14 protein-coding genes are annotated in these 16,989 nt (G+C 34.9%); 4 read left to right on the top strand and 10 right to left on the bottom strand.

Annotated features, from left to right (window positions below; translation table 11 throughout):
- Nucleotides 1-2: 2 nt before the first annotated feature.
- Both ACXAGJ_RS03340 and ACXAGJ_RS03335 read right to left on the bottom strand, forming a co-directional pair.
- Nucleotides 3-731: an SDR family oxidoreductase gene (locus tag ACXAGJ_RS03340; protein WP_474837100.1), complete on the bottom strand. Its 729-nt coding sequence runs from the start codon at nucleotides 729-731 to the stop codon at nucleotides 3-5.
- Nucleotides 732-804: 73 nt separating this feature from the next.
- Nucleotides 805-1,260: an Lrp/AsnC family transcriptional regulator gene (locus ACXAGJ_RS03335; RefSeq protein WP_474837098.1), complete on the bottom strand. Its 456-nt coding sequence runs from the start codon at nucleotides 1,258-1,260 to the stop codon at nucleotides 805-807.
- Nucleotides 1,261-1,393: 133 nt separating this feature from the next.
- On the opposite strand from ACXAGJ_RS03335, the gene ACXAGJ_RS03330 reads away from it, so the two are divergent.
- Nucleotides 1,394-2,677: a cystathionine gamma-synthase family protein gene (locus ACXAGJ_RS03330; RefSeq protein ID WP_474837096.1), complete on the top strand. Its 1,284-nt coding sequence runs from the start codon at nucleotides 1,394-1,396 to the stop codon at nucleotides 2,675-2,677.
- Between the two features lie 659 nt (nucleotides 2,678-3,336).
- Here the strand turns inward: ACXAGJ_RS03330 and fumC are convergent.
- From fumC to prfB, 4 genes are all read right to left on the bottom strand, one after another.
- Nucleotides 3,337-4,734, bottom strand: a complete 1,398-nt coding sequence (gene fumC, locus ACXAGJ_RS03325) for a class II fumarate hydratase (RefSeq protein WP_073314183.1) — start codon at nucleotides 4,732-4,734, stop codon at nucleotides 3,337-3,339.
- A gap of 434 nt (nucleotides 4,735-5,168) precedes the next feature.
- Nucleotides 5,169-7,637: a TonB-dependent receptor gene (locus ACXAGJ_RS03320; RefSeq protein ID WP_474837094.1), complete on the bottom strand. Its 2,469-nt coding sequence runs from the start codon at nucleotides 7,635-7,637 to the stop codon at nucleotides 5,169-5,171.
- 170 nt (nucleotides 7,638-7,807) lie between these two features.
- Nucleotides 7,808-8,152, bottom strand: coding sequence for an arsenate reductase (glutaredoxin) (gene arsC, locus ACXAGJ_RS03315; protein ID WP_474837092.1), 345 nt, complete (start codon nucleotides 8,150-8,152; stop codon nucleotides 7,808-7,810).
- A 10-nt stretch (nucleotides 8,153-8,162) separates the two neighbouring features.
- A protein-coding gene (gene prfB / locus ACXAGJ_RS03310) for a peptide chain release factor 2 (protein ID WP_139241909.1) occupies nucleotides 8,163-9,261 on the bottom strand; the annotation gives its coding sequence in 2 pieces (ribosomal slippage) (nucleotides 8,163-9,197 and nucleotides 9,199-9,261; 1,098 coding nt in all).
- 113 nt (nucleotides 9,262-9,374) lie between these two features.
- Here prfB and ACXAGJ_RS03305 point away from each other — a divergent pair.
- Together ACXAGJ_RS03305 and ACXAGJ_RS03300 are read left to right on the top strand one after the other, a co-directional pair.
- A complete protein-coding gene (locus ACXAGJ_RS03305; RefSeq protein ID WP_474837090.1) occupies nucleotides 9,375-11,786 on the top strand; it encodes a zinc-dependent metalloprotease in 2,412 nt (803 codons plus the stop codon).
- A gap of 113 nt (nucleotides 11,787-11,899) precedes the next feature.
- Nucleotides 11,900-12,841: a TolB-like translocation protein gene (locus tag ACXAGJ_RS03300; protein WP_474837088.1), complete on the top strand. Its 942-nt coding sequence runs from the start codon at nucleotides 11,900-11,902 to the stop codon at nucleotides 12,839-12,841.
- A gap of 199 nt (nucleotides 12,842-13,040) precedes the next feature.
- On the opposite strand, the gene ACXAGJ_RS03295 is transcribed toward ACXAGJ_RS03300, so the two are convergent.
- The 3 genes from ACXAGJ_RS03295 to ACXAGJ_RS03285 form a co-directional block, all read right to left on the bottom strand.
- Nucleotides 13,041-13,232 (bottom strand): hypothetical protein, encoded by a 192-nt coding sequence (locus ACXAGJ_RS03295; RefSeq protein ID WP_474837086.1) that lies wholly within the window; start codon nucleotides 13,230-13,232, stop codon nucleotides 13,041-13,043.
- A 54-nt stretch (nucleotides 13,233-13,286) separates the two neighbouring features.
- Entirely contained in the window at nucleotides 13,287-13,457 is a 171-nt protein-coding gene (locus ACXAGJ_RS03290) for a hypothetical protein (RefSeq protein WP_474837084.1), read from the bottom strand.
- A gap of 139 nt (nucleotides 13,458-13,596) precedes the next feature.
- A complete protein-coding gene (locus ACXAGJ_RS03285; protein WP_474837082.1) occupies nucleotides 13,597-15,309 on the bottom strand; it encodes a helix-turn-helix domain-containing protein in 1,713 nt (570 codons plus the stop codon).
- A gap of 112 nt (nucleotides 15,310-15,421) precedes the next feature.
- On the opposite strand from ACXAGJ_RS03285, the gene ACXAGJ_RS03280 reads away from it, so the two are divergent.
- Complete coding sequence (locus tag ACXAGJ_RS03280) at nucleotides 15,422-16,459, top strand: threonine aldolase family protein (protein WP_474837080.1); 1,038 nt, start codon at nucleotides 15,422-15,424, stop codon at nucleotides 16,457-16,459.
- A 47-nt stretch (nucleotides 16,460-16,506) separates the two neighbouring features.
- On the opposite strand, the gene ACXAGJ_RS03275 is transcribed toward ACXAGJ_RS03280, so the two are convergent.
- Nucleotides 16,507-16,827: a YegP family protein gene (locus ACXAGJ_RS03275; RefSeq protein ID WP_073314167.1), complete on the bottom strand. Its 321-nt coding sequence runs from the start codon at nucleotides 16,825-16,827 to the stop codon at nucleotides 16,507-16,509.
- Nucleotides 16,828-16,989: the final 162 nt, after the last annotated feature.

Below are 16,989 nucleotides of genomic sequence, written 5' to 3'. Positions count from 1 at the left end.
GATTATACTTTAGGATTTGTAGCAAATACAGTCGCCTCGGTAATAAAGCCGCGATCATCCATCTCCAAAAGACTCGAAATCGTATGCGCTATTTCCTCGCCTCTTAACTTGGTGTTTTGTTCGGCTTCAGTATATTTTTTCTCTGTAGGATTATTGTCTACTCGATTGTCAGCAAAGCTGGTCATCACCTCACTAGGGTTGACTTGCATTACTCGGATATTATGAGGACGTAGTTCATTTCTCCAACTCTCGGTCATTCCTCTTAGAGCAAATTTGGTAGCTACATAGGGTGAAGCGGTAGGCGATCCTTTTAATGAAGAGGTAGATCCAATATTAATGATGTTACCGTATTGTTGATCTACAAAATGTTTTGCCGATGCTTTTGCACAAAGTGCAGCTCCTAGGATATTAGTTTTAAACTGATCGGTAAATTTATCCGCTTCAATATCTACAAGTTTGGCAATATAACCGTATCCAGCATTATTGACCAATACATTCAAACCGTCCATTTTTTCTTTTGCTTCCTCGACCATATTTGTCACTTCATTTTCTTGAGTGACATCGGCTTTTATATACTGTACACCAAGTTCTTGTGCAACTTGTTGTAAGGTGTTTTCATTTCTTCCGGAGATCACGACTTGGGCTCCTTTTTCTTTCAGTAATTTGGCAGTAGCTTTACCAATACCCGAATTACCTCCTGTGATCAATACTTTGGCTGTGTTAAGATTCATTGTGGTGCAATTTTGTTTAGAAATCAAAGGTATCATTTGAGTTCTAAATCTTTTGTTAAGTCTGCTCTAATTTTTATGGGATAGGAAGATAGGAGAAGTCTTTAACTTCTGTCATGACAAAAGAACTCTGTACCTTAGAAATATTTTCTAGTGAGGCCAGTTTGTTAGAAAGAAAATCCTGATAAGATTCCATATCTTCAGCATAGATCTTGATCAGATAATCAAACATACCAGCAACATGATAACATTCTACTACCTCTGGAAACTGTTGAATGTCCTTTTCGAATTTCTTTATAAAATCTTTTTGGTGCTGATTGAGCGTGATATTACAAAACGCCATCAGTTGTAATCCAATTTTCTTTCGGTTCAAAATGGCTTTGTATGATTTGATGTGCCCCTCACGTTCCAGTTTTTTTACTCGTTCAAAAATAGGAGTAGTGGTGAGGTGTAATCGTTCTGCAATTTGTTTAATGGTGATTTTTCCATCTTTTTGCAATAACAGCAGTATAGATCGGTCTATGGTATCCATAATATTTTTCTTTTTGAGGTATTCTGAAAAGTCAAAAATAGAATAAAATTCTTTAATATATAATTTTATAAATATTTATTCTAAAATAATTCTATTATTTAGTTTTTAATTCTTTTAAATGTACTTTTAATGCATGAAAGAACACGATTTTAACCCAGAGAGTTTAATGATGACTTATGGTTATAAACCTGAGTTGTCTGAAGGAGCCATAAAATGTCCAATTTTTCAAACGTCTACTTTTGTGTTTAAAACCGCAGAAGAGGGAAAAGCCTTTTTTGAATTGGCTTACGGTTTACGTGAGAAATCTCCAAAAGAAGAATTAGGATTGATTTATAGTAGAATTAATAATCCTAATTTAGAAATTCTTGAAAATAGATTATGCCTTTGGGATAAAGCAGATGATTGTGCAGTTTTTGAAAGTGGTATGTCTGCGATTAGTACAGTACTATTGGAGTTTCTAAAGCCGGGTGACTTGCTCGTGTACAGTAATCCATTATACGGAGGTACGGATCATTTTATTCAGCACTTTTTGGATAAAATCGGAGTACATACTATAGGAGTGCTACCTAATCAAACTATAGAGGAGGTACAACAAATGATTGAAGATTCAGGAAAATCGGATAGATTAGCAATGATTTATTTAGAAACTCCCGCCAACCCTACAAATGATATCGTAGATATCGAAAAGTTTAGCCAATTGGCTAAGCAATACAGTACCAAGGATAAAGAAGTATTAGTAGCGGTAGATAATACATATATGGGGCCTCTATGGCAACACCCACTGCAATGTGGTGCAGATTTGGTATTGTATTCTGCAACCAAGTATATAGGTGGGCATAGTGATTTGATTGCTGGAGCTGTATTAGGAAATGCCGAATTGATGCTACGTGTAAAAACGCTACGTACATTTTTGGGGAACATGGTAAGCCCACATACTGCATGGTTAATGCTTAGAAGTTTAGAGACCTTGAAAGTAAGAATGGATCAACAGACTAAGAATGCCCAGATGGTGGCAGAATACCTTAATAGTCATGAGAAAGTAAAAAAGGTATATTATCTAGGACTATTAGAAGAAGGTACAGCAGCATTTGCTACATATAAGAAACAGTGTTCTGCTCCGGGAGCTATGGTTTCTTTTGATATAGTAGGAGGGGAGAAAGAAGCCTTTGAGTTTTTGAATAACTTAAAACTAATGAAACTAGCCGTTAGTTTAGGAAGTACCGAAAGTTTGGCGGAGCATCCAAAAACAATGACACATGCTGGAGTAGATGATGACCAAAGAAAAGAAATGAACATTACGGATCAATTGGTAAGATTATCTATAGGAGTAGAAAGTGCCAAAGATTTGATTTGGGATTTGGATCAAGCTCTGGAAAAGGTAAATAGTCCTAATGAAATTGCATTAGAAAAAGCTTAGATTAGGTAAAATAAGAATAATTAGAAAGCACGGTGAAAAACCGTGCTTTTTTATTTTTCCTGTATTTATAGGTGTTTCGAGAGGTTTTGGGTATTTAGTAGGGGAAATTCCCCCTACTAAAAATACGTGTTTTTACCCATTGTGCGGTATGTAGATGGAGCATACTTTTGTATCAGAAATTTTAACCAATCATTCTTATTAATTAAAACACACTTAGAAATCATGAATTTATTCAACATTAACTTCGACTTTGTTTTAAATTTTTTAAAAGAATTACCAAAAGCTAGTAGCCACGCTATCCACAGATAGTCGTTTGATCCCAAATCAAATATACGTATCTACACGTATTTCAACAGATTAGATCATATAGTACTTTTACAGTATCAATTTATAACAATATAATATAGAACATTATTACACTAGAACTTATGACACTTTTTAAAATCAATTTTAAGTTTATCCAAGATTTTTTGCAAGAATTACCAAAAGCTTGCAGCCACGCTATTCATAGATAAGAAAAGAATAAGTGAAGAATTTGTGAAGATTTTGTTGGGGGACAAAAATTTTGCAAGGGGAACACTGAATTAGTAAGGAAAATAGAAAAACCGCATTGAGCTACAATGCGGTTTTTTGATTTTTATAGTTTTGGATTGTAGTTGTTATTTCAAACTACCAACCATATCTTCTGGTTTTACCCATTCTTCAAATTCTTCTTCGGTAACATATCCAAGCGCCACAGCTTCTTGTCTCAGCGTAGTACCGTTTTTGTGCGCTGTATTTGCTATTTCTGCAGCTTTGTAATACCCTATTTTGGTATTTAAAGCGGTTACCAGCATCAAAGAATTGTTAAGTAACTCAGTAATCCTTGCCTGGTTTGGTGCAATACCTTGTGCACAGTGTACGTCAAAAGATACACAAGCATCACCCAGAAGTTGCGCACTTTGTAATAAGTTTGCCGCCATTACTGGTTTGAATACATTCAATTCAAAATGACCTTGCATTCCACCAACATTGATAGCTACATCATTACCCATTACCTGTGCGCATACCATAGTTAGTGCTTCACATTGTGTAGGGTTTACTTTTCCAGGCATAATAGAACTTCCTGGCTCGTTTGCTGGTATGATCAATTCTCCGATACCACTTCTTGGACCAGAGGCCAACATTCTGATATCATTTCCTATTTTGTTCAAAGAAACAGCAAGTTGCTTTAATGCTCCATGAGTCTCTACAAAAGCATCGTGAGCAGCTAGGGCTTCAAATTTGTTTTCGGCAGTGATAAAAGGTAGTCCGGTAAACTGAGCGATGAACTCAGAAACTCTTTTGGCGTATCCTTTTGGTGTATTTAAACCTGTTCCTACTGCAGTTCCACCCAATGCTAATTCTGCAAGGTGAGGTAAGGTGTTTTCTAATGCTTTAAGTCCGTGATCCAACTGAGAAACATAACCAGATAATTCCTGACCGATAGTTAGTGGGGTAGCATCCATAAAATGGGTACGACCTATTTTCACTACATCTCTGAACTCTTCAGATTTTTTCTTTAAGGTATCTCTTAGTTGAGTAATCCCCGGGATAGTCACCTCCAAGATCTTCTTGTATGCAGCGATATGCATTCCTGTTGGAAATGTATCGTTTGAAGATTGAGATTTATTAACATCGTCATTAGGTTGCAACGTTTTATCACCTTCCCCAATTGTTTTTCCTGCTATTTGATGTGCACGATTGGCAATTACTTCGTTTACGTTCATGTTACTTTGCGTGCCCGAACCTGTTTGCCATATTACCAGTGGAAATTGATCATCGTGCTTTCCTTCCAAAATTTCATCACATACTTGAGCGATCAAGTCTCTTTTTTCTATCGGTAGCGCTCCTAATTCGCAATTCGTATATGCTGCCGCTTTTTTAAGGTAAGCAAAACCATATACGATTTCTAAAGGCATGGATGCCGGAGCACCTATTTTGAAGTTATTTCTGGATCTTTCGGTTTGAGCTCCCCAAAGTTTATCCGAAGGAACTTTTACCTCTCCCATTGTATCTTTTTCTATTCTATATTCCATAGGTACGATGATTTGTTTTTTTAAGAGTGCAAATTTAAGCATTTGCCTCACTTTTTCTGAATAAAGGGGCTATTTTTTGGTGACCTGCAGATGATAAAAATAGTTTTTAAAATAAATCGTATTTCTGCTATGACAAATAAATAAGAGTTATTATCTTTGGCACAAATTTGAAAATTAGATTATCGTTATGTTTGAATTCGATCAGTACCTTGGATTTTTAGCTTTCTTAACCATTCTTACTATAGGATTTTGGTTAATGATCTTTTTATTAACTTTCGTAATTCCTTACTGGATAATCGGAGCTAATATCGAAAACTTCAAGTTGAGAAGAGAAGCTAAGCGTCAAGCAAAAGAAGCATAACGTATTACGATATCAACAAAAAGGAAGCCAATTGGCTTCCTTTTTTTTATGCTTTATAATCACAGAACCTAGGCTATCCTCCAAATTCTTCATCATCAGAATTAAAATCTCTTCTGGATCGTTGTCTTTTCTTCTTTTGATTAAATCGATACGTAAAAGCAAAATTGAAGCTTCGCTCTCTCCATTGAAATTCACTGTCTGAAATAAAGGTAGGAGTGGCAGAGGTGCTGATCCGTTTTCTGGAGTTGAATACATCACTAATATTAAAAGTCATTGACGCTTTCTCTTTAAAAAGATCTTTACTGAAGGCTAAGTTTACACTTAATATTCCATCACTTTTGGTTTGTGCATTTTCTGTAGGTCCTCTATAGAACATACTCGTTTGCCAATCAATTTTTGAAGGTAATGTTATTTTGTTGTTGATACGGGCAAACCAACTGAAGTTTTCTGCATCAAGACTTTCTCCGTTAGGATCAGTACCGCGTACGGTATTTTGAAATGCATTAAAATTCCCATTGACTCTCCATTTTTTGCTAGGGTTATAAATCAAGGTAAACTCAAAACCATATCGATCAGAACTGGCCAAATTAATAGGGGTTCGTCGTATTACAGGAACCTCGGTTCCTTGCGGATTCTCGTCGCTTATACCTATAACCACTGTATTTCCTGTATCTTCTGAAATAAAAGTAAAATTTTGAGTGGATCGATTGTAGTATATAGAACTGTTTATAGTTAGTTTTCCAATACGATTGAGATAACCTAAGTCGAACGCATTGGTATAGCTTGGATCCAAATCTGGGTTCCCCTGAAATAAATTGGTAGCACTTGATCTGGAAGGGAAGGGATTGATAAATCGTGAACGAGGTCGTCTTATTCTTCGATTATATCCTAAAGTTATATTTTGTTTTTTAGAAATTTCATAGGATAAATTCACCGTGGGAAAAAGATCTGTGTATTTTTTTCTATCAAAGTCCCCACTGGTTTGTTGATCAATGATTATTCTAGTGTCTTCCATTCTAAGCCCTAGTAAAAAAGAGAAGTTGTCTATTTTACTCCCATATTGTGAGTACGCGGCATTGATTCTTTCTGTAAAAATCAAATTGTTGGATAGATCTGTGTCTGTTACCACTAGACCATTGTCATCGTTTTGTACCAAAAATTCGGTATTGAGTTCATTAAAGTTTCCTCGATACCCGAGTTCAAATTGGCTGTTTTTACCTATTGGTAAAACATAATCTGCCTGTAATAATATACGTTCTTGAGCTTCGTCGGTATTTACTAATTCGATTCTTGTAGAATTATCTTGAGTAATTCTAGAGTTTTCTGTTTCTGTACTATTTTCTATCTGAAAATCTGCTGTTAGTTTATGACCACTATCATTAAAGTCCTTGCTAAAGTTTATCGCGTATTGTTTAGTTTGATCGTCTTCTATTTCTGGATCAAAACGAATATTTTGACTTATAATACTACCATTAAGATCGGGTTTGGTAATAATATTGGTGGTATTACTTTCATTATCACCAGATCTATATAAATAAGAAGCGGTAACCGATGAAGTCTTGTTGATATACCATTCTACTCCTACATTTGTATTTATTCCTTTTCTGATTCTATCAAAATCACGATCTTCTGTAAGAAAGGTGTCATCTAGAGAAATTACTCCATCTCCTCCAAAAAACCTGGTCTCATTTAATGAATTCCCCGGAACTTCTCTATATCGATATCCTGATGTGGTGAAAAAATTGAGATCCCCAACTCTGTAATTCAAATTACCAGAGATCCCTGCTTGCCAAGGAAATCCTGCATTAATAGTAATGGCACCATTCATACCTTGCAACTTACTTCTGCGTAGGATAATGTTTAAAATTCCGGCAGTACCTTCAGCATCATAACGAGCAGAAGGGGAGGTAATCACCTCAACTCTTTCAATAGATTCTGCAGGAAGCTGCCTCAATGCGTCGGTACTATTGAGTCCTACCAGTCCAGAAGGTTTACCATTGATTAGAATTTGTACATTATCATTTCCTCTCAAAGCTACATTACCTTCAACATCAACAGATACAGAAGGAACATTGTCTAGAACATCACTCACTGTGCCTCCGCTTACTGTTAGATCTTTACCAACATTATAGATTTTTTTATCAAGTTTGATCTCTACAGTTGTTTTTTCTGCTATAACTACGACATCGTCCAAGGTTTCAGTATCAAGTCCAAGCGGAATGACCCCTAAATCCGTATTTTTGAATACCTTTTTTTGCGAAATTGTTTTGGTTTGAAAAGAGATGTATTCCACATTTATAGTGTATACTCCTCGATTGACCTCTATAGAAAAGGCTCCATTTTGATTCGTTATTCCACCTGTTACAATTTTTTTAAGCTTGGGGCTATAAAAAGAAACCGTTGCATATTCTAGAGGTTGATTGGTGTCCTGATCAACTACAGTACCAGAAACGGTGATAGGTGTATTAGAAAAATCTCCTCGTTGTTGAGCAAAAATGTGTGTAGAGAATATTAATAAGTATATCCAAAGGTTCTTTATCATGAATCGTTTTTTAAATGCGTCTCAAAAGTATCAAAGCAGCCTAGTAAAACGGTTAATGATTTGTTAATTATAAATATGTTAAGATTCGTTAGCCCTTATGTGCAAAGGGATTAAGAAGGTTAAGACTTCAAAAAGATAAAAAGGTTTAATCAGAAGTTGTTAAAAAAAGACTAAAGTATTTCGATTACTTTTTCCGGAGGTCTTCCTATAACAGCTTTACCATTTTTTATAACAATAGGTCGTTCTATTAACTTTGGATGTTCGATAAGAATATCAACGACTTCTTGATCGCTTAGTTCTTTACCTTTAAAATTTTCTTTCCAAATAGCTTCATTTCTCCTTACGAGTTCAATAGGTGATATCCCTAGTGTGGCCAGAATTTCTGTAAGTTGCTCTTTGTTTGGTGGAGTCTCTAGGTACTTTACAATTTCGATTTCTTCTTGCTTTTCCTCAAGAATAGCAAGTGTTTCTCGGGATTTTCTGCATCTAGGGTTATGATAAATTATTGTTTTCATTCGTTTTTGTTTAATCGTCATTTCTTTGTCCCATCATCATCAGGTATGCTTTTAGGAATTTATCGATATTTCCATCCATAACCGCATCTACATTTCCAGTTTCTTCAGCAGTTCTTACATCTTTTACCAATTTGTAAGGATGCATTACATAATTCCTGATTTGAGAGCCCCATTCGATTTTCATTTTGGAGGCTTCAATTTCATCACGTTGGGCTTGTTGCTTTTTTAATTCTAATTCAAACAACTGAGATTTAAGCATTTGTAACGCTTTCTCTCGATTGTCGTGCTGCGATCTTGAATCAGAACAGGAGATTTGTATCCCGGTAGGGAAGTGGGTTAACTGTACCTTGGTCTCAACCTTATTTACATTTTGACCACCGGCACCACTAGATCTTGAAGTGATGATTTCATAATCAGAAGGATTGATTTCAATTTCTATACTATCATCTGCAAGAGGGTATACATAAATAGAAGCAAAGGAAGTGTGCCTTTTGGCATTGCTGTCAAAAGGGGAGATACGTACCAATCGATGTACTCCGTTTTCTCCTTTCAGCCAACCAAAAGCAAACTCTCCATCAATTTCTAAAGTTACCGTTTTAATACCAGCAACATCACCTTCCTGATAGTTGAGTTCTTTTATTTTATAGCCTCTTTTTTCGGCCCACATCAAATACATACGCATCAACATGCTTGCCCAATCACAGCTTTCGGTACCACCAGCACCAGCAGTAATTTGTAATACAGCACTCATGCTATCCCCTTCGTCACTAAGCATATTTTTGAATTCGAGATCTTCAATAAGATCCATAGCCTCTACATGTTTTTGGCTCACCTCATCTTCACTGGCGTCACCCTCTTTGAAGAATTCGAATAATACTTCGAGATCATCAACCAAAGCCTCACTCTTTTCATAATCGGATACCCATTTTTTTTGGGCATTGAGTGCTTTCATGTGTTTTTCGGCTTCTTGGGCATTGTTCCAAAAATCAGGAGCGAAAGTTTTCTCCTCTTCATTTGCTATTTCAATAAGTTTGGCATCAACGTCAAAGATACCTCCTTAACGCAACCAGGCGCTTTCTAAGATCCTGTAAAGTCTCTGTATTAATCATTACTTTTTCTAATTTTAGACAAAAATAGGATTTAACACTTCAGTAAGAAATATTTTTTCGATTATTTTATAGCTTTAAAAATTTGACAGAACCTTTCACACAAAACTCATTTCATGAAGTCATTTTTCTTGTTTCTTACCTTATGTTTTAGTTGCTCTATTACAGCACAATTTTTGGAAAAGCACAAAAACCTCAAAAATTACAATGGTTATTTTGATTTCCACTACAATGAGGATAAAGATGAAATTTACCTGGAAGTCGATAAATTGGATGAGGAATTTTTGTATGTACATTCCTTAACTACGGGATTAGGTTCTAATGATATCGGTTTGGATAGAGGGCAAATAGGTAATGGAGTAGTAGTAAAATTTGTAAAAGCAGGAAATAAGTTATTGTTGGTGCAACCAAATCAGCAATATAGGGCAATAACTGATAATGTTTTGGAGAAAAAAAGTGTACAGCAAGCTTTCGCAAAATCGGTATTGTTCGGTTTTCCGATCAAAGCATCTAAAGAAGGAAAATTTATTATTGATGTTACTCCTTTCTTGATGCAAGACACTCATGGGGTAATCAACAGACTTAAAGCTCAAAAAGAAGGGAATTATACTGTTGATAAAAGCAGAAGCGCACTAAGTTTGGAAAGAACGAAAGCATTTCCAAAAAATATTGAATTTGAAGCATTGCTTACCTATAAAGGAGAACCGACTGGACAACATTTACAAACTGTGGCGCCTAACACGCAGTTTCTTACCGTTACTCAGCATCAATCGTTTGTTGAGCTACCAGATAATGGATACAAAAAAAGAGTATTTGATCCCAGAAGTGGTGCCATGTTTATTTCGTATCAGGATTATGCGACTCCCATTCAAGAATCAATCACAAAACGATATATACGACGTCATCGTTTGGAAAAGAAAAATCCAGATCAAACAATTAGTGAGGCTAAAGAACCTATCGTTTACTATTTGGACCCTGGTACTCCAGAACCAGTTCGTTCGGCATTATTAGATGGAGCACGATGGTGGGATCAAGCTTTTGAAGCTATAGGATTTAAGAACGCGTTTCAAGTAAAAATGTTACCGGCAGACGCGGACCCGATGGATTTGAGGTATAACGTAATACAATGGGTGCATCGATCAACCAGGGGTTGGAGTTATGGAGCTAGTGTTATTGATCCCAGAACAGGAGAAATATTAAAAGGACATGTAAGTTTAGGAAGTTTAAGGATTAGACAAGACTTTTTGATTGCTCAGGCACTACTTAATCAACCATTTTCAGAAAGAGATGATAACTACCAACCCATGTTGGAGATGGCATTGGCAAGAATCCGACAACTGTCTGCTCACGAAGTGGGACATACGATTGGGTTTGCCCATAATTTTGCGGCTAGTACCAATGGGCGGGCGTCTGTAATGGATTACCCACATCCTACGGTGACCTTAAAAAATGGGAAAATTGATCTTTCTAATGCTTATGATACCAAAATAGGGGATTGGGATAAAGTAACCGTAGCTTATAGTTATAGTGAAGTGGCAGAGGATAAAGATGAAAAGAAAGTGTTGGATAATATATTGGATACCGCTTATGCATCTGGATTAAGGTTTATCTCCGATAGTGATGCGAGACCTCAAGGCGGTGCTCACGAGTTGGCACATTTATGGGATAATGGTAAAAGTGCTGTAGAAGAGTTGGATAATGTTCTTAACGTAAGAAGAGTGGCGATCAAAAACTTTTCTAAGGACAACATTAAAAGTGGCGAACCTTATTCCGTTTTAGAAGATGTATTTGTACCCATATATTTCTTTCATCGCTACCAAACAGAAGCGGCGGTTAAGCTTATTGGTGGATTAAACTATAATTATGCTACCAAGGATGATGGGCAAGTAATAGTTGAAGCTGTTACTTCGTCCAAACAACGAGCAGCGATGAAACAATTGTTACTCACTATATCCCCAGAGCATTTGGCGATACCTGAAGATAAATTACAACTGTTTCCGCCTAGAGCATTTGGATATGGGAGGACCCGAGAATCATTTCAAGGAAAAACAGGGGTAGGTTTTGATGCTATTAGTGTGGCAGCCACGGCAAGTGATATGACTTTGGGGTTATTATTGCATCCAGAAAGAGCCTCTAGACTAATACAACAAAAGAGTTTGGATAATAAACAATTGGGCTTTGAAGAAGTTTTGGATCAATTAATCAATCTTACTTTCAAGACAAAAATAAACAATAGCTATCAGAAAGAGATCATGCAATCGGTTAAAGCTAATGTATTGAAACATTTGATGAACCTGAGTAAAAATGAAAACACTTATCAACAGGTAAATGCTATTGCCCAGCATAAGCTTGTTGAATTGGCAGCTTTTCTGAAAACGCAAAAAGGAGATGAGTCGATTACAGCTTATAATGCTTATCAGGTAAATAGTATAAATCAATTTTTGAAGAAGCCAGAGAGTTTTAAAGCATTACCATCACCTAAAATTCCGGATGGATCCCCAATAGGAAGTTTCCAGTGCAGTTTTTGATCTTTGCTGTTCTTTTTTGAAGGACCTCTGAAATAGACTATTGGCTGTTATATAGTAAAAAATGAAGTAAAACTTTTTACCACAGGCAGTACCAAGTCTAAAAGATGAATACTATGAAGAAATCAAAGGCTACACTTGATATATTGGCAGTACTGATCTATAGTATGTTGGTGCTTTTTACGATTGGTTGTAATAAAGAATTAAAAGAGCATCAATCAACCCTTTTTGAACCAGGGAATATTTCGACAGCATCCATAGAATATGGGCTTACTTTTTCTTCTTCGGGATCTGAAATCTACTTTTCCAAAAGTAATGACCAATGGGGGCAGGGAGATGTTGTCAGTTATATCTACTACTCAGTTTACAAAAACGGAACATGGTCTAAACCGAAGTTAGCTTCTTTCTCTGGGGAATATGATGATAGTGCTCCTTATATAACAAACCATGGAAAAACCTTATACTTTATTTCCAAAAGACCTTCTGAAGGGATTGAAGAAGTTTCTATGGATATTTGGAAAGTTGAAAGAAGTGATAGTGGGGAATGGGGAGCTCCTATGCGTTTAGACGAACCCATTAATTCATCAGCTAATGAGTATTGTTTACGAACTGATACCTACGGAAACTTGTATTTTGCATCTGACCGCAAGGGTGGGTATGGACAAGGGGATTTGTATATGGTGAAGAAAACAAATGATCAATACGCTTCACCAATAAATTTGGGCAATTCTTTGAATACTGAATTTGGTGAATGGAATTTAGAAATCAGCCAAAAGGGTGATCTTATTCTTTTTGAAGCATCTCAACACAAAGAAAACTTGTCCTCTTACGGGGATCTTTATATAAGCTTTAAGAAAAATAACAAATGGTCTGTACCGCAGAATATCCAAGAAATTAATACCACAGGAAGCGATCTTTATCCAGAATTAGTAGAAGATACCAATACGCTTTACTATTCGAGTAGTGATAGTCTTAAAAGCACGCAAACCGATATTTACTTCATAGATTTTGAAAACCTTTACAAAAAATACAGAAAAAGTGCTGTTTTTCAAGAATAAGATTGTCAGATGAATTTGTTGAATAGATGGAGCATCAGCAATTTTAAATTCCCTCTTTTAAAACCTAAAAATGCTAATGGATAAGGGATTTGCAATGCGTTTTTTATGAAAACGTATAGATGTAAGTACCAAAGTAACTTCCTTAATAGTCCATTTTAAACATTAAGGATCTCTACATTATTATTAAAACTGCAAATAATTACCCTTCTCCTATTTCGCCATTATCATCGCCGCAATTAACACAACTATCTGTATAACAATTGTAATAAGAGTGCGTACCATCATCTATTTTTATATAGTCTCCTCCAACTATACGTTTTTTATTATTCAAAATAGAGACTTTGAGTTTTGCAAAAGGGATTTTACGTGATGTTTGATGTTTATTTTTCATGATCTTAAATTTGATGATGTATGTACTCCAATTATTTAACATAAAATTGAAAAATCAAATATCAGAGTTTGTGCTTGCGTCACAACTTATTATTAGACTACAATCGGTTACGACTCCAGAGTGAGTCCCATCATCATACCCTCCGTTTATTTTGGATAAATCGGAAATTCTTGATACTCGGATTTTGTCTAGGTTCAACTTTCTTTTGCTCGTTGACTTTTTCATGGTTTACTTTTTATAAAAATTTCATTGCCAAATTATATAAAATAGACATACGGATATATTGTTTTCTATAAAAAGCACACGAAATTCTGGAATTTCGTGTCATTTATTAAATTTAATTATTTGATTATCAAAAATTTAGTTATTGTTTGTTTAGGTTTTTGATGTAGTAAGAAGGCTTTATTTTTGTTTGTTTATAAAATGCATTCGAGAACGTTTCTGCACTGTTGTACCCCATTTCATTTGCAATAGCTTTTATGGTGAATTTACGAAGAGTAGTATTTGTTTTTAATTCTTCTATAGCGAATGAGATTCTGAGTTCATTCAAATAATTGGTAAAGCTTTTGTTTTTGAAATGATTAATAACTCTTGAAAGATATTTTACATTCGTATCAAAATCGTCAGCTAATGATTGAGAGCTTATTCCAGTTGCAAGATATTTTTTTTCCTTTTCAAACTGATCAAGCCGTTCCAAAATATAGTCAACATGCTTCTGAGGAACTTTTATATCACTTTCAGAAACTTTATTTTTTATGAACTCTTTGTCTTCTTTGGAAATAGAAGTCTTTTGCTTTGTAAGAATCTCTTGAAAACGCTTTCTATAGACTTGTTTTTTTCTGTATTGATATAACAAAACGCTACTAGAAATCAATAAAAGTAGAATCAATAGCAAAACACCGGATTTGTATGCATCGGTATTACGATTTAACTTTTTTACCACAGACTCTTGCTCTTCTATCAAAAGAGCGATATCATAATCCTCCTTAACCTTTTTACTTATATGAATTTGATCACTTAGATAATTCGCAAGAATCTTGTTTAATTTATCAAGATATTTATTTTGATTTTCTAGATCATTAATATTTTTGTAGTAATTTTTTAGATACTGATAAATCTTTACGTGTTTGTATTGAGGTATAGAATTTAAAGATTCTAAAATAGAATCTGTTTTAATTAAATATGGTAAAGCCTTTTTGTTTTGTCCTAAGTCAAAATAACTCTTCCCCAGGTAGTAATAGCAATCTAATGTGTTGGAAACATCATTTATAGATATCATTTCGGGTAATGCTTTGTGAATACTATCAATTGCTCTACGAAAGTTGTTTTTAGAGTAGTGATTTATTCCTTCGCATAACGTAAAGTATACCTTTTGTCTTTGCAAAAAAACATTTTCATGGTTCACGGCTTCCTGGTACCCTAATTCATTATAGTAGGATGAAGAATCATGTTCTTTTAAGGCGATATATGTTTCTGCAATAGCATGCAACGTATTAATGTATCGGGATTTATAGATATCTTGTTTTTTAGTTTGGTAAAATTTGGCACATTTCTTATAAATAGTAAGAGCTTCTTCTTTTTCATCTAAGTGCTCACTCTTAATAATACCGATCATATAATCTACTCTATATATGAGATCTATATTGTCATTTTGATTGGCGTATTTTCTTGCTGCGTTGAGATTGTTAATTGTTTTTGTGATTTCTCTATTTTGATATAGATGAAATTGTGCTTTATGAAGATATGCAAGAGCGGGGAATTCTCTACTCTGATTATATCTTGTAATCTCGATGATACTATCAACATATTTTTGTTTTATCGTATGATCAGAAAAACTATAATAAAGTAAATGATATCCTTTAGCAATTTTAGGGATATTGCTTTCTCTTTTGGCTTTTGTTAAGTAGTAGCTGGCTATATATGCAGATTTTAAGGTGTCACTTCTGAGATCTGAGAAAATTGCTCTTAGTTCTTCATATGTTTTTTGTTGTAAACTATCCACTGCATTTTGTGAACTTCCTTTAAAAGAAAATAGTATCAGCGTGAGAAAAAGTAGACATTTAAGAAGTTTTTGCATGATTTTCTTTACGAAGAAATTATTTAAGATGGTCTTTAATATTGTTTTACAAAAATAGCATTATTTTTAATCGCAAAATTTGAGTTCAAATATACTTTTCTAAAGCATAAATATGAAAATAGACCTTAGAAGTGATACTGTGACCAAGCCAACTGCAGGTATGCTCGATGCGATGATGAATGCAGAAGTAGGAGATGATGTATACAAAGAAGATCCTACGGTTAACCAACTTGAAGAAAGAATAGCCATGATGTTTGGTAAAGAAAAGGCATTGTTCTTTCCTTCGGGGAGTATGGCTAATCAAGCAGCGATTAAATTACATACACAACCAGGAGAACAACTTATCGCCGACAAATATGCGCATGTTTATAACTATGAAGGAGGAGGGGTCTCATTTAATAGTGGAGTATCTTGTAAACTTATTGATGGACATAGAGGGATGATCAATGCAGATCAAGTACAAGCTTCTATTAACCCACCAGATTTTTATCATAGCCCATTAACAAGTTTGGTTTGTATCGAGAATACAACGAACAAAGGAGGTGGTGCTTGTTACGATTTTGAAGAAATCAGAAAAATAAAAGAGGTATGTGCTCAGAATAATCTTGGATACCATTTGGATGGAGCTCGATTATGGAATGCGTTGATCGCAAAGAATGAATCTCCACTTCAATATGGTGAGGTTTTTGAAACTATTTCGGTTTGCTTAAGTAAAGGTTTGGGTGCTCCAGTTGGATCGGTTTTGGTTGGGGACGCAAAATACATGGATAATGCAATACGGGTGAGAAAGATTCTTGGTGGCGGGATGCGACAGTTAGGGTATCTGGCAGCAGCAGGTTTATATGCCATAGATAATCATTTGGACCGTCTTTCAGAAGATCATAAAAAAGCTAAAGAAATAGGAGAGGTGCTTCAAACACTTCCTTTTGTAAAGCAAGTAGAGCCTATTGATACTAATATCATTATTTTTACAATAGATGGCGATGAGAATGAATTTGTTTCTAAAATGGAGACAAAAGGAGTCTATTTTTATGGCATGGGGCAAGGGAAATTACGTTTTGTAACCCATTTGGACTATACCCAACAGCAGCACGAATATTTTTTGGAATTACTAGCTAATCATCACATAAAAAAAGCTGTTCAACAATAATGAACAGCTTTTTCTAATGAATTGTTATTTAAAAAACACTTAAAAAATTATGCTTCCTTTGTGTCAGCTCCGGGAGCATTTTCTTTTACAGAATTAATTCCATTTTCCATTCCAGATTCAGAAGAATACATTTGGCTGCTTCCGATTACTTGACCATTTCCCGCTTTAAGGTTGAAGAAAAATCTACCATCCTTAGCGGTTTTACGCTCATAACGACCATCATCAGATGCATTTTTCTGTACAGAAGCGATTCCGTTTTCAGCCGCGGCTTTGCTGTTATATACTTCACTACTTAAGATAACTTGCCCATTCTTAGCTTTTAAGGTAAAATGATATGAAGCCCCTTCCTTATTTTTGAGTTCAAACATACTGTCAGTTTTTTAGTTAATTTTTAAGCTTTCGTTAAAATTATATAATAAAATGGAGAAAGAAAAATATAAAATTGAGGAAGCAGAGATTTTTAATTAACATTTTATCGATAAAAAATACAACTTGTCGAAATCCATGGTTTTATTAAAATATCAAAAAAA

The organism is Aquimarina sp. AWH4_224, from assembly GCF_056160245.1.
This window is presented reverse-complemented; position numbering and strand designations above follow the sequence as displayed.